Source organism: Pseudomonas sp. H2_D02 (assembly GCF_054677635.1).
The window spans coordinates 214171-227898 of sequence record NZ_CP162816.1; the positions used below are offsets into that span (position 1 = coordinate 214171).

General features: G+C 61.1%; 10 protein-coding genes and 1 pseudogene. 2 read left to right on the plus strand and 9 right to left on the minus strand.

Annotation, left to right across the window (positions count from 1 at the left end):
* The first annotated feature begins 48 nt into the window (after positions 1–48).
* Positions 49–1965, plus strand: a complete 1917-nt coding sequence (locus AB4N42_RS00965) for a methyl-accepting chemotaxis protein (protein WP_030139112.1) — start codon at positions 49–51, stop codon at positions 1963–1965.
* A 198-nt stretch (positions 1966–2163) separates the two neighbouring features.
* Here AB4N42_RS00965 and AB4N42_RS00970 read toward each other — a convergent pair whose 3' ends face one another.
* Complete coding sequence (locus AB4N42_RS00970) at positions 2164–2346, minus strand: nucleoid-structuring protein H-NS (protein WP_198797429.1); 183 nt, start codon at positions 2344–2346, stop codon at positions 2164–2166.
* 443 nt (positions 2347–2789) lie between these two features.
* Between AB4N42_RS00970 and AB4N42_RS00975 the strand changes: the two genes are divergently transcribed.
* On the plus strand, positions 2790–3131 hold the full coding sequence (locus tag AB4N42_RS00975; protein ID WP_030138254.1) for a DUF6124 family protein: 342 nt from the start codon (positions 2790–2792) through the stop codon (positions 3129–3131).
* Between the two features lie 127 nt (positions 3132–3258).
* Here AB4N42_RS00975 and mdoH read toward each other — a convergent pair whose 3' ends face one another.
* The 8 genes and pseudogenes from mdoH to hutG all read right to left on the minus strand — a co-directional run bounded on the left by mdoH (position 3259) and on the right by hutG (position 13727).
* Positions 3259–5829 (minus strand): glucans biosynthesis glucosyltransferase MdoH, encoded by a 2571-nt coding sequence (gene mdoH / locus AB4N42_RS00980; protein WP_198797396.1) that lies wholly within the window; start codon positions 5827–5829, stop codon positions 3259–3261.
* The gene (locus AB4N42_RS00985) at positions 5822–7564 is read right to left on the minus strand and encodes a glucan biosynthesis protein G (RefSeq protein WP_206768577.1); all 1743 of its coding nucleotides are present in this window, start codon (positions 7562–7564) and stop codon (positions 5822–5824) included. Before AB4N42_RS00985 ends, mdoH begins: the two co-directional genes overlap by 8 nt.
* A 350-nt stretch (positions 7565–7914) precedes the next feature.
* Positions 7915–8352, minus strand: a complete 438-nt coding sequence (gene dtd / locus AB4N42_RS00990; RefSeq protein WP_030138257.1) for a D-aminoacyl-tRNA deacylase — start codon at positions 8350–8352, stop codon at positions 7915–7917.
* Positions 8349–9320 carry a prolyl aminopeptidase gene (pip, locus tag AB4N42_RS00995; protein WP_198797393.1) on the minus strand — a complete coding sequence of 324 codons (972 nt, stop codon included), beginning with the start codon at positions 9318–9320 and terminating at the stop codon, positions 8349–8351. The genes dtd and pip overlap by 4 nt, the downstream gene beginning before the upstream one ends.
* Positions 9321–9425: 105 nt before the next feature.
* Entirely contained in the window at positions 9426–10337 is a 912-nt protein-coding gene (locus AB4N42_RS01000) for an alpha/beta hydrolase (RefSeq protein WP_030138258.1), read from the minus strand.
* 165 nt (positions 10338–10502) lie between these two features.
* Positions 10503–11450, minus strand: coding sequence for a choline ABC transporter substrate-binding protein (locus AB4N42_RS01005; protein WP_460115744.1), 948 nt, complete (start codon positions 11448–11450; stop codon positions 10503–10505).
* A gap of 141 nt (positions 11451–11591) precedes the next feature.
* A pseudogene (locus AB4N42_RS01010) lies at positions 11592–12821 on the minus strand (IS481 family transposase).
* Positions 12822–12923: 102 nt separating this feature from the next.
* Positions 12924–13727, minus strand: coding sequence for an N-formylglutamate deformylase (gene hutG, locus AB4N42_RS01015; protein WP_198797391.1), 804 nt, complete (start codon positions 13725–13727; stop codon positions 12924–12926).
* Position 13728 lies beyond the last annotated feature (1 nt).

Below are 13728 nucleotides of genomic sequence, written 5' to 3' on the forward strand. Positions count from 1 at the left end.
CGATACAGTCCCCATAAAACCAAATCAGCGCTCCAAGGGAGTATCAGCATGTTCCGGTGGCTTGCCCAGGGTCTGGGAAATGTAAGCGTGAATCGCAAACTCGGCGCAGGCTTCGGCCTGGTGCTGCTCCTCACCTTGATGATCGCGTTCACCGGCTGGTCCGGCCTGGGCAATGTCATCAGCCGCGGCGACAAGCTCGGGTTCATTGCCGGTCTCAACGACCTGAGCAAGGACTTGAACCTGGCCAGCATCGACTACAACACCACCCGGGGCGAGAAAGGCCCGCAACAGGTCGACGACCTGCTTGGCAAGCTCGATGCAGGCCTGAAAACCGCTCGCGAATTGATCGAACAGCCCGCCGACATCGCGTTGATCGACCAGCAACTGGCCGCCGTCGCCGAGTACAAAAGCGCCTTCGCCCAGATGACCAGTGCCACCGTCAGTCGCGAAGATGCCCGCAGCAAGCTGGGCGCCAGCGCCGATAACACCGTGGCGCGGGTCGCCGAAGTGGAAAAAGCGCTGCTGCAAGGCGGCGACATCACCCAGTTCAACAACATCGTGACCCTGAGCAAGGCGATCCAGCAGGCCCGCTACCAGGTCCGCGGTTACACTTACAGCGGCAAAAGCGAGGCCCAACAGCCGGCCATCGATGCAATCACCGATGTCTTGAAGCTGCTGGCTCGCTTGCCAGCCCAGTTGCCCGAGGAGCATGCCGACAAGCTCCAGCAGGCCAGCGACTCGATGAACCTCTATCGAGCGGCGGTCAGCCAGTTCCGCGACTCCCAGCTCGATAACGGTGCCGCACTGCAGCGCATGAGCGAGCAAGGCCAGATCCTGATCGACTCCAGCCAGAAGCTCACCGTGTCACAGACCGCCGTGCGCGACCGCGACACCGCCCAGGCCAAGAGCATCCTGATTGCAGCCGCCGCCCTGGCCCTGCTATTTGGCGTGATCGCCGCCCTGCTCATCACTCGGCAGATCGTCGGTCCTCTGGATGAGACCCTGAAGGTGGCAGAACGCGTCGCCGCGGGTGACCTGACCCATAACCTCACCTCTGAACGCCGCGACGAACTCGGCCAACTGCAACGCGCCATGCAACGCATGACCGTGGGCCTGCGGCAATTGATCGGTGGCATCGGTGAAGGGGTTACCCAGATCGCCAGCGCCGCCGAACAGCTGTCGGCCGTGACCGAACAGACCAGCGCCGGTGTGAACAGTCAGAAAGTGGAAACCGATCAGGTCGCCACGGCCATGCACGAAATGACCGCCACGGTGCAGGAAGTCGCGCGCAACGCCGAGGAAGCCTCCGAAGCCGCCGTCGCCGCCGACCAACAGGCCCGTGAAGGCGATAAGGTAGTTGGCGAAGCCATCGCCCAGATCGAACGCCTGGCCAAGGAAGTGGGCAACTCCACCGCCGCCATGGGCGATTTGAAGCGCGAAAGCGACAAGATCGGCAGCGTCCTGGACGTGATCAAGTCCGTGGCCCAGCAAACCAACCTGCTGGCCCTCAACGCAGCCATCGAAGCGGCCCGTGCCGGGGAAGCCGGACGTGGTTTCGCGGTGGTGGCCGATGAAGTCCGCAGCCTGGCCCAGCGCACCCAGAAGTCTACCGAAGAGATTGAAGAGCTGATCGTCGGTCTGCAAGCCGGCACCGAGCAGGTTGCGACCATCATGGACAACAGTCGCAGCCTGACCGACAGCAGCGTCGAACTGACCCGCCGCGCCGGGGGCTCGTTGGAGAACATCACGCGTACGGTTTCGGCGATCCAGTCGATGAACCAGCAGATCGCAGCGGCGGCCGAGCAGCAAAGCGCGGTGGCCGAGGAGATCAACCGCAGCGTGCTGAATGTGCGTGACGTGTCGGAGCAGACGGCGTCGTCCAGTGAGGAGACGGCAGCTTCCAGCGCGGAGTTGGCGCGGCTGGGGGTTCATTTGCAGACGTTGGTGGGGCGGTTTAGGGTCTGACTTGGCATCCGAGATAAATGTTCATGAGGAGGCGGCTTTAAAGCCGACCTGGCTCTGAGTGACCGAGTTTCTCCCGTGAGAGCGAGCTTGCTCGCGATAGGGGTGCCACAGTCGACGAAAATGTTGGATGTGCCGGCCTCTTCGCGAGCAGGCTCGCTCCCACAATGGGATTGGAATAAAGCCAAAGAACCAGGTCGGCTATAAGGCCGCCTCGCTGTAGACCTTGATCTTGATCTTGATCTGGGGCGCCCCGTTAACCACGCTGGCCGAACGCAGGCATTGCGCAGTGGACATCCCGGCATGGATGCCGGGATAGCCGCGCTGGGCCAGGGACGGCCCTTCGCGGCGGGCCCACGGAGCAATGCCGGAGTGAGGGCACACCGAGCCTGGGCGAGGTGCCGAGTGGTGGGGCAAAGCCTTTTTGGTTACTTTTTTGGCGTCTGAAAAAAGTAACCCGCCGTAAGGGCGGAACCCTAAGCAGCCGTTACCTAAATAACGGATATACACACAAAAACCCCAACTCCCACAATCCGTCATCCCAAGGCTACGCCGCCTTGCGCCATTGCCTACAACTACGCCAGAATCCGCCGGCTTGTGCGCCTTGGCCCTGGGCTCTAACGTTTGCAGGTCGCTGTAAGTTCAGCGATCGGGTTTAGCAGCTCGGCTTAATATCAAGGCACGCAGGTCCGCTTCATGGCGGCTGTGCGTGGGGCACTTCGGTGCGCCGGGTTCCTTGATTCCTGGTCTGCTAACCCGCGTACTGCCGCCACCCTTTTCGTTTAGCAGCGATGTCTGGCGGCTCCATCAATCAAGGAGCGTCATCCATGTACAAAGTGACACCCAACCCACCAGAACCCGAAACCGACCCCAAGAAAATCCAGGAAGCCACTGATCGCGCGCTGGATTACTACCTGAAGCCCAAACAGGCCAAACCCGAGAAAAAACCGTCGCCAGGCCAACTCTTCACCATCGTCGACGGCATCGACACCGAAAGCCTGCTGGCCAACCTCAGCGAAACCCTGGCTTCAGCCGACGCAATGATCAACGACCTAGCGTTCGATCTTGAAGGTTCGAGACGCCAAGTTGCGCTTGGCATCCTGCAACTAATCGAGCTGAGTGGTTTGTTGGCGAATCGGATGTTGGATAGCGTCAATCCACAGCCTTAGCGTTTTCGGGGCCGCTACGCAGCCCAACGGGGATAAATCCCCTCGCCACAAAAACAGCAACCTCAACGCAGCGCCCAACAAAAAGCCCCGCCTCTTTTCAGAAGCGGGGCTTTTGCGTATCAGGCGATCAAGCCACCTGAGGCTGCACGCTCACCGGCTGAAGCGGCAGCAGCGGTGCATGCGGATCGGCCTTGACCGACTCACGCCACGCTGCCAGCCATTCAGGATGTGTCTCGGCCCACACCTGCTCATGCAGGCGGGACAACGCCACCGGGTCGCTCAACAATGCCAATCGCTCGGCGTTGCTGAGCCCCGCAGGGCCGACCTTCAGCGCGTGACGAACGCGTTCGACCCGCAGCCATTCGATCGGCTCAGCCTTGCCGTGACGTGACGTCGCCAATGCATAGGCCAGGGCGTTCTGTTGTGGATCGACCACCGCCCGGATGAAACCGTCGTTCAGCGCGTGCCAACGGTTTTCATGGGTGTACTGGTCGGTCGACAGCAATTCCTGTGGCGGTGCGTATTCCTCCGGAATGAGGAACAAGCTTTCATCACGGGACTTCAAGCCCAGGCCCACGCGGCTGGAAATCACCGAGACCGGGATCGATAGCATCAGCGAGCCGACGATCGGCACGAGCCACCACAGGAAGCTCGGGTTCAGCCAGATCACCAGCAAGGCCCAGAAGAAGCCCAGCAGGGTTTGCGGACCGTGGCGCTTGACGGCTTCGCTCCACGGCGTGGAGTCGTCGTCACGCTTGGGCGAGTTCCAGGTCGCGGCCCAGCCCAGGAAAGCGGCAAGGACGAAACGGGTGTGGAAGATCATCCGCACCGGCGCCAGCAGCATGGAAAACAGCATTTCCAGCAGCATCGACAAGGTCACCTTGAACTTGCCACCAAACTCCTTCGCGCCTTTTGCCCAGATCAACACGATGCTCAAGAGCTTGGGCAGGAACAGCAGGACAATGGTGGTGGAAAACAGCGCGATGGCTTTTTCCGGATGCCATTGTGGCCAGAGCGGATACAGCTGGCGCGGTTCCAGGAAGTACTGCGGCTCCATCAACGTGTTCACCGCCAGCAGCGCGGTGGAGAGCACCAGGAAGAAGAACCACAACGGCGCCGACAGGTAGGACATCACGCCGGTCAGGAACACCGCGCGGTGCACCGGGTGCATGCCCTTGACCAGGAACAGCCGGAAGTTCATCAGGTTGCCGTGGCACCAGCGACGGTCGCGCTTGAGTTCGTCCAGCAGGTTCGGCGGCAGTTCCTCGTAGCTGCCCGGCAAGTCGTAGGCAATCCACACGCCCCAGCCGGCACGGCGCATCAGCGCGGCTTCGACGAAGTCGTGGGAGAGGATCGCGCCCGAGAACGCACCTTTACCGGGCAACGGCGCCAGGGCGCAGTGGTCGATAAACGGCTTCATGCGGATGATCGCGTTGTGACCCCAGTAGTGCGACTCGCCCAACTGCCAGAAGTGCAGGCCAGCGGTGAACAGCGGACCATAGACGCGGGTGGCGAACTGCTGCATGCGCGCATACAGCGTGTCCATGCCCGAGGCCCGTGGCGCGGTCTGGATGATGCCGGCGTCAGGCGTGGCTTCCATCAGGCGCACCAGGCTGGTCAGGCATTCGCCGCTCATGACGCTGTCGGCGTCGAGCACGACCATGTACTTGTAGTCGCTGCCCCAACGACGGCAGAAGTCGTCGAGGTTGCCGCTCTTGCGCTTCACGCGACGGCGACGACGGCGGTAGAAGATCTTGCCGAAGCCGCCGGTTTCACGGCAGACGTCCAGCCAGGCCTGCTGCTCGGCGACGCAGATGTCGGTTTCGTTACTGTCGCTGAGCACGAAGAAATCGAAGCGGTCCAGGTCACCGGTGGCGGCGACCGACTCGAACGTGGCGCGCAAACCGGCGAATACCCGCGGAACGTCCTCGTTGCAGATCGGCATGACCAGTGCAGTGCGGGCGTCCTTCGGAATCGGCTCGTTGCCGGCACTGGCACCGGAGATACGGTACTTGTCGTGACCGGTGAGCAGTTCCAGGAAGCCCATCAACGCGGTCCAGAAACCGGCCGACACCCAGCAGAACAGGATGCCGAACATGATCAGGATGCTGGTTTGCAGCGCGTACGGCAGCACTTGCGTGGCCGTCTGCAGCAGCGGTTGGTGCATCACTTCGTCGAGGTCCACCAGCGACCAGCCCTGGTACGGCATGATGCCTTTCATGTACCAGCCGGCGACGATGGTCTGGCCGAGCATCAGAATCAGCAGGATGTAGCGGCGAATCGAACCCACGGTACGCCACCGCGCGTGCGGCAAGACGCGCTCGTCCTTGGGCGGCTTCGGCGGATTGGTGCGACCGGTCAGGCGGCGCCAGCCACGCACCAGGATATTGGTGCGCCACGGCTCCGGCACGACTTTGGTCCGGCGAATCGGCGGCGTCGCCTTCAGGCACACCCGGCCGTTGGAATCGAGCGCCAGCATTTCAGCGTCCTCGAGTTCCTCGGCGGTGCTCAGTACCAGGCGACGGCCCACCGAGGCTTGCGCCGCCTCGTTGGGTGCGTCGAATGTCGAAGAAGCCAGGCGTTCATGCAATTCGCTGAATGACTTGCAGCCCGCCAGCTCGGCGCGCTGCTCGTCGGTCATCGGCAAATGGGCCAGATACTCGCTGAGAGACTCTGGTTGTACGGGAGTATTACTCATCGGCAGGCAACTGGTAGCTCCAGGTCTCGGTCAGGACTTGTTCAGTCTGTTCCGGTTCCTGTGGGGTTGGGGTCGGCTCGGCGGCGGCGGTGGACGCCTTCACGGCCTTGGCTTCTTTCTGCTCGGCGGCTTGCTCGTTGGCTTTTTCTTTTTCGCTCTGCTGCTTCGCGACCTTGTCAGCCTTGGCCAACGTGTTCACGGAATGCGAGGTGGCAGGCAGTTCGACAGGAACCAGCGGCCGGACCAGGGCAGCACGCATCTCGGTGGCTTTGCTCGGGTCCTTGATCTTCAGGCGCAGCGTCAAGCGCCAGCCCTTGGTTTCAGGGTTGTAGCGAACGCTGTTCTCGACGATCTCGCCGTTGTCGCCAACGCTCACCTGGCTACGCACTTCGGCGTCTTCAGGCAGCGCTTGCAGGGACGGCCCTTCGAAGTCGACCAGGTAGGCCACGCTGCCGTCCGGCTGACGAATCAGGTTGGACTGCTTCACGTCACCGGTGGAACGCAAGGTCTGCTTGACCCAGGCGCTGTCTGGCGAGTGCAGGTTGGCTTCATCGAGCGTCCAATGCAGACGGTAGGCGAAGTCCAGCGGCTGGCCAGGCTCAGGCAGTTTTTCCGGGCTCCAGAACGCAACGATGTTGTCGTTGGTTTCGTCGGCGGTCGGGATTTCAACCAGGTCGACGGTGCCTTTGCCCCAATCGCCTTTCGGCTCGATCCAGGCACTAGGACGTTTCTCGTAGCGGTCGTCCAGGTCTTCGTAGTGACTGAAGTCACGACCACGTTGCAACAAGCCGAAACCACGCGGGTTTTCGACCGAGAAGTTGCTCACGGCCAGGTGTTTTGGATTGTTCAGCGGACGCCAGATCCACTCGCCGTTGCCGGCATGGATGGACAGGCCGCTGGAATCGTGGAGTTCACGACGGTAGTTCAGCACTTTGGACGGCTGGTTGGCGCCGAACAGGAACATGCTGGTCAGCGGGGCGATGCCCAGCTTGTTGACGCGATCACGCAGGAATACACGCGACTTCACGTCGACCACGGTGTCGGTGCCCGGACGCAGGGTCAGGCGATAAGCGCCCGTGGCCCGTGGCGAATCCAGCAAGGCGAAGATCACCAGGTGCTTGTCGGTCGGTTTCGGACGCTGGATCCAGAACTCGCGGAAGCGTGGGAACTCTTCACCCGATGGCAAGGCAGTATCGATCGCCATGCCACGCGCGGACAAACCGTAGACCTGGCCCTTGCCGATGACGCGGAAATAGCTCGCGCCCAGCATGGTCATGATTTCGTCTTGCTTGTCAGCCTTGTTGATCGGATACAGCACGCGGAAACCGGCGTAGCCCAGCTGTTCGGTCGCCTTGGGATCGAACTTCACGTCGCCGAAATCGAAACGTGTCGGGTCGTACTTGATCTCGTCGACGGTGGTCGCGGTGATTTCGTTGATCTTCACCGGCGTGTCGAAGTGCATGCCCTGGTGATAGAAGGACAGCCGGAACGGCGTCTTCTGGTCGGCCCATTCAGCTTTTTCAGTGCGGAAACGGATTTTCTGATAATCGGCGAACTTCATTTCGCGGAATTCGTTCGGCAAGTTGCTGCGCGGGGCTTCGAACTTCTGCCCGGCCAGTTCTTGCGCTTTTGCCGACACATCATCCAGGCTGAATGCCCACAGTTGGCCGGCGCCAAGCAGGCAAAACAGGGCCGAGCCCGCTACCAGAGCGTTTCTAAACCGTTTGGCAGTCATTTTTGGTGCATTACAGGGACTAACAATCACGAGCAACCCTCGCCGAAAACTGATCAAAAAACCAACGGCCAGATAAAGTATCTACACGGTAACGGCGCTGAAAAACCGTTCCTGCGGACCACTCTTGCCAAGTTGGCGAGCATTGTTCCGACTCCGATGGGACAAAATGATTCCCCAAACGGTTCAGGACAAGTCTCTACCTAAGTCAAATGGACCAGCGATCGCTGGTCCCCCGTAGCGCGCGATTATCTAGTAGGCCGCGTGACAACGCATCAGGGCTAGCAAAGTATTTATCGAGAAAACATCTTGTTTTGCCTCGAAACCGGACCGAAAAGATGTTTCAAACGCTTTCAGGCCTGTAACAGAAAGGTTACCGGGCCATCGTTGACCAGATGCACTTGCATGTCGGCGCCGAATCTACCTGATGCCACGGTGCCATGCACCTGTTTCGCCTGGTTAAGCAAATAGTTGAATAGCTCTTCGCCCAGGGCGGGAGGCGCGGCGGTCGAAAAACTCGGTCGCAGGCCGCTTTTGGTGTCCGCTGCCAGGGTGAATTGTGAAACCAGCAGCAAACCGCCTGCCACATCCGCCAGGGACAGGTTCATCTTCCCATCGGCGTCGCTGAACACCCGGTAGTTAAGCAGCTTGTGCAGCAGTTTGTCGGCGTGGGCACGCGTGTCCCCGGGCTCGACCGCCACCAGCACCAGCAATCCATGGTCCACGGCGCCGACAATTTCGCCCGCGACCTCGACGCGGGCGCCGCGAACCCGCTGCAGCAGCCCTTTCATGCTTCTTCGGGCGGCAGGTCAAGCAGGCGACGGGCCATTTGTGCGGCGGCGCGCACCAGTGCATCGGTGATTCCGGGCTCCGAGGCGGCGTGGCCGGCGTCGCGGATGACCTGCAATTCGCTGTTGGGCCAGTTCTGGTGCAGCTCCCAGGCGTTGTCCAGCGGGCAGATCACGTCGTAGCGGCCGTGCACGATGACGCCCGGCAAGTGGGCGATCTTGCCCATGTCGCGAATCAGTTGGTTGGGCTCGAGGAAAGCGTTATTGGTGAAGTAGTGGCATTCGATCCGGGCGATCGACAGCGCGCGCTGCGGCTCGGAGAAGCGATCGACCACCAGCGGGTTCGGCCGCAGGGTCGCGGTACGGCCCTCCCAGGTCGACCAGGCCTTGGCCGCGTGCATCTGGGCAATCTGGTCGTTACCGGTCAGGCGCTTGTGGAAAGCGCCGAGCAAGTTATCGCGCTCGTCCAACGGGATCGGCGCAATGTAGTCCTGCCAGTAGTCAGGGAACAGGCGACTGGCGCCAGCCTGGTAGAACCACTCGATTTCCTGCGGACGGCAGAGAAATATCCCACGCAGGATCAAGCCATGTACCCGCTCCGGATGGGTCTGGGCGTAGGCCAGGGCCAGGGTCGAGCCCCAGGAACCGCCGAACAGCACCCATTTTTCGATGCCCAGGTGCTTGCGGATGCGCTCCAGGTCTTCGACCAGATCCCAGGTGGTGTTGTTTTCCAGGCTGGCGTGAGGCGTGGAACGACCGCAGCCGCGCTGGTCGAAGGTGACGATGCGGTACAGGTTCGGATCGAAGTAGCGACGGCTTTGTGCATCGCAACCCGCCCCCGGGCCGCCGTGAATGAACACGACTGGCAGGCCTTCCGGCGAGCCGCTTTCATCGACATAGAGCGTGTGGGTGTCATCGACAGCCAGATCGTGCCGGGCATGGGGTTTGATCTGCGGGTACAAAGTCTGCATTGCGCGCTCCGTAAGGGGTCGAGTCATCCCTGTGGGGACTTCTATTTAGTCTGCCGTCCGGCATCATAAACCCGAATCACCTTAATGAGCATGCCCCGCGCGCAGTCAAAGCGTGTCAGCCAGGTAGGCGAGCAGCGTGCGATACATCTTATCCACCTCCGGTACCTGGCCCCGAGCGCGCAGGCAACCGTGGACCAGGCCTTCGCCCCGGTACAACACGCAAGCCTCTCCTGCGGCGTTCAGCCGCTCGCTATAAAGGACACCGTCATCACGCAGCGGATCCCATTGGGCGACGGCGACGAAGGCGGGTGCCAAGCCCTTCAGATCATCGGCAAGCAACGGTGCGGCGTAGGGCGTGGGGTCGGCACCCTGCAGGTACAAAGCGTCATAGTGTTGCAGGTCATTGCTGCTCAAGAGCGGTGCGTCGGAACACTCGTCGCGCGACGGCAAATGCGCGGGGCCGCCGAGTGCCGGATAAATCAGCACCTGGGCCCTGGGCTGAGGCTGGCCTGCGTCGCGCAGGGCCAGGCACAACGCGGCGGCGAGGTTGCCGCCGGCACTGTCGCCAGTCACCGCGCGGCGACGCGGGTCAATGGCAAACGGCAGGTCCGTCAGGTGACGCCACACCGCGAGGCAGTCTTCGAAACCAGCCGGAAAGGGATGTTCCGGGGCGAGGCGATAGTCCACCGCCACGACCAGCACGCCAAGAGTCTCGGCCAGTTCCGTGCAGATGAAATCATGGGAATCCAGGTCACCCACCACCCAACCACCACCGTGCAGGTAAAGGATGCACGGCCAACCGGCCAGCGGCGGCGCGGTGCGTGGGTGGTAGGCGCGGACAGCCACGCCAGCCAAATGCAGGTCCTCGACCGCCAGCGTTGCCGGGCGCGGCGGGGTGAACGCCCGGCACATCTGGCGGTAGGCCTCGCGAGAACCGGCGAGGCTGTCGTCCGGGGCGCTGAAGCTCAGGGTTTTGTCGATGAAGGCTGACATTGCCTGGGAGAGTGGGTAGGCCATTGTGATTTGCCGTGGAATGCCAAGGTGTAACCCGGAGGCTTTTGTGGCGAGGGAGCTTGCTCCCGCTCGGTTGCGCAGCGACCGCCAGGAAAAGCCGGGTCTGCTTCGCAGCCCAGCGGGAGCAAGCTCCCTCGCCACGGGATTATCGCTGTCCTTGATACCGTGTCAGTTCTTGAGGCTTGCCTGCACCGCCGCGATGCCATCCTTGCCATCGAAGCTGGTCACGCCGGCCAGCCAGCGCTGCAGATCCTCGGGATGTTCGCGCAGCCATTGCCGGGCGACATCCTGGGGTGTCTTGCGCTCCATGATCGGCACCATCAACTGGCTTTCCTGGGCGGCGGTGAACGTGAGATTTTCCAGCAGCCGCTGAACGTTGGGGCAGCGCTGGGCGTAGTCCGGCGCGGTCACGGTGGACACGGTCGCGGCGCCTTCATTCGGGCCATAGACGTCTTCACTGCCCGTCAGGTAGGCGATGTTCATGTTGATGTTCATCGGATGCGGGGTCCACCCGACGAAGACCACGAACTCCTTGCGGTTCACCGCCCGCTGCACCGCCGCCAGCATTCCAGCCTCGCCGGATTCGATCAGCTTGAAATCCTTGAGGCCAAAGTGATTGGTCTCGATCATCGACTTGATGGTGGTGTTGGCGCCACTGCCCGGCTCGATCCCGTAGATCTTGCCACCGAGCTGGTCCTTGAATCGGGCGATATCGCCGAAAGTCTTGAGCCCCGCCGCCGCCACGTAGTCTGGAACGGCCAGGGTGGCCTGGGCATCGGCCAGGCTTGGCTGGCCCAGCACCTTCACCTGGTTGGCCGCCAGGAACGGGGCGATGTTCTTGTCCATTGCCGGCTTCCAGTAGCCCAGGAAGATATCGAGCCGCTTGTCGCGAATGCCGGCGAAGATGATCTGTTGCACGGCGCTGGTCTGCTTGCTTTCGTAGCCCAGCCCGGAGAGCAACACATCGGCCATGCCGCTGGTGGCGATCACGTCGGTCCAGTTGACCACGCCCATGCGCACGACCTGGCAAGACGCAGGCTCGGCGGCCATCGCGCCGGAGCTTAGTAGAACGGTACCGCAGAGGAACGACAGACAGCGTTTGGACAGTCTTTTCATCGCGTGGGTCTCGTGCGGCAGTGGATTGTTGTAGGTCGGTGTCTAGGTGCACCGTGCCTGGAACATTACGCAGCGTCGAGGGGGCGAAAGTGAACTGTGGCGACTTGGTTTTGCACGGTGGCGACAGTTCCCCTCCGAGGTTCAAGGACAACACAACCCTGTGGCGAGGGGATTTATTTGGTCCGGGGACATGGTGGACACATGTTCGGAGACATGGTGGACAGTTAACGAAGCCGTTTACCTGATATTACGGATCGGACGTTCATGTCAATTTGTGCAACACGATGCCTACCCCAATAGACATCGTGCTTGCCGTCCTCCAAGGTCCTGCGCAAGCCCACACGCTCACCTGTAAAGGCCCGGCCCAGCTTTAACTCCCAGCCGCGCCAGTTGAGTTCTCCGTTAGCCTGGACGGTCCGAACTTCGTCATCGTCGCCGTATTCCAGTTCCGGTAACGCCTCTTGATAGCACAGCTCGCTCTGTCGGTACCGGGAGGCCGGAACGTTGTGATTCAGCGCTTGGTGAGGGCGTTGGTGGTTATAGACTTCCCGCCAGTGGTCAAAGGTTTGCTGAGCTGCGTCGAGGTCAATCAGTGTTCTGTCGGTGAGTAGTTCCGCCTTTAGGCTTCGATGAAAACGTTCGAGCTTACCCTGGGTTTGGGGGTGATAAGGCCGCGAGTGCGACACCTCGATACCTTGGCGCATCAGCCATAGCTCAAGGCCTGTGTAGGCATCTCCCTCGTGTCCCCAAGGTGGCCCATTGTCCATTGTCATGCGACGGGGCAGCCCGTAACGCCGAAAAGCACTGACCAAGTGGCCTTGCACCGTTTCCCTTTTTTCGTTTGCGCAGGCGGCAATTATCAGCGAAAAACGCGAATGATCATCCAGCAAGGTCAATGGATGACAACGCCCTGCACGCATGCCGACATGGCCTTTGAAGTCCATTTGCCAGAGATCGTTTGGTTGAGGATGCTCGAACCGAATGAAAGGTTTAATCAGAGATGCAGCGGGATCAATTCGATCGTTGCGCTTGAGGATGGCGTGCACGGTGCTGGGCGCCAGGCATGACATGGCCTTTTTCTTCAAAGTACCGCTTGATCTTCCGGGCCCCCCAGGCAGTGTGTTCCAGGTTCAACTCCAGAATCTGTTTTTCAGGAGTGGCAGTAGTTTTTCCAGGTGAGGATAGCGGCCGTCGGGACTGGTCAATCAAGCCGGCAGCGCCTTTTTCCTCGAAACGTTTGAGCCACTTGTAGCCAGTCGTTCGGCTAATGCTGTAACGGCGACAAAGTTCTTTTATGTTCGCCCCATCTTGGCGGGCTAAGGAGACGAACTCAGTACGAAGCTACAAGGCAGACACCTCTTTCCAGGACACACGACATCTCCAGATGATCAATGTGTCGTATTAAAAAGTGTCCACTATGTCCCCGAACAGGTGTTAACCATGTCCCCGGACCAAACAGTATTGGGCAGGTGTTTATTTTTTGTAAGTCTTCTGCCCCCACGCCACGAAGCCTTCTAGCAATTCCCTGAGCACCACCTGGGTCGGCGCCGCCAGGTCCGGGCGGTAGTTGAACGGTTCGAACTCTTCCATGTAAGTGCTCTGGCACAGTTCCAGTTGCACCGCGTGAATGTCCTGCTCCGGGTTGCCGTAGTGCCGGGTTATGTGTCCGCCCTTGAAACGACCGTTGAGCACATGGGTGAACTGATCGTGACGGGCGCAGATGGCTTCGAGCTGGCTGGCCAGGGCCGGATCGCAGCTGGCGCCATTGAAGGTGCCCAGATTGAAATCCGGCAGCTTGCCGTCGAACAGGTGCGGGATCACCGAACGGATCGAGTGGGCGTCGAACAGCAAGGCATAGCCAAACTCAGCCTTGAGCCGCGCCAGCTCCTGTTGCAGTGCTTGGTGATACGGCATCCAGACCTGTTGCAGATACGTCGCCCGCTCCTCGACCGATGGCTCCAGCCCTTCGCGAAACAACGGCACGCCATCGAACAGGGTCGCCGGGTACAAACCGGTGGTGGCGCCGACGTACATCGGCTTGTCATCGGAGGGGCGGTTCAGGTCGACGACGAACCGCGAGTATTCGGCGGCCAGGGTGCTGGCGCCCAGCTCATCGGCGAATTCGTAGAGCCGTGGGATGTGCCAGTCGGTGTCCGGCAGGCTCTGGGCCTCGGGGATCAACCCGGCCTGTACCGCCGGGGTCAGGCGCAGACCGGCGTGGGGCATGCTGATCAACAGCGGCACGCGCCCTTGCTTGAAATTCAGGACCTTCTCCACA

Bases quoted from the DNA above. Each gene is read 5' to 3' on its own strand.
- AB4N42_RS00965 (WP_030139112.1), top strand. From the start codon at position 49: ATGTTCCGGTGGCTTGCCCAGGGTCTGGGAAATGTAAGCGTGAATCGC.
- AB4N42_RS00975 (WP_030138254.1), top strand. From the start codon at position 2,790: ATGTACAAAGTGACACCCAACCCACCAGAACCCGAAACCGACCCCAAG.
- mdoH (WP_198797396.1), bottom strand. From the start codon at position 5,829: ATGAGTAATACTCCCGTACAACCAGAGTCTCTCAGCGAGTATCTGGCC.
- AB4N42_RS00985 (WP_206768577.1), bottom strand. From the start codon at position 7,564: ATGACTGCCAAACGGTTTAGAAACGCTCTGGTAGCGGGCTCGGCCCTG.
- dtd (WP_030138257.1), bottom strand. From the start codon at position 8,352: ATGAAAGGGCTGCTGCAGCGGGTTCGCGGCGCCCGCGTCGAGGTCGCG.
- pip (WP_198797393.1), bottom strand. From the start codon at position 9,320: ATGCAGACTTTGTACCCGCAGATCAAACCCCATGCCCGGCACGATCTG.
- AB4N42_RS01000 (WP_030138258.1), bottom strand. From the start codon at position 10,337: ATGGCCTACCCACTCTCCCAGGCAATGTCAGCCTTCATCGACAAAACC.
- AB4N42_RS01005 (WP_460115744.1), bottom strand. From the start codon at position 11,450: ATGAAAAGACTGTCCAAACGCTGTCTGTCGTTCCTCTGCGGTACCGTT.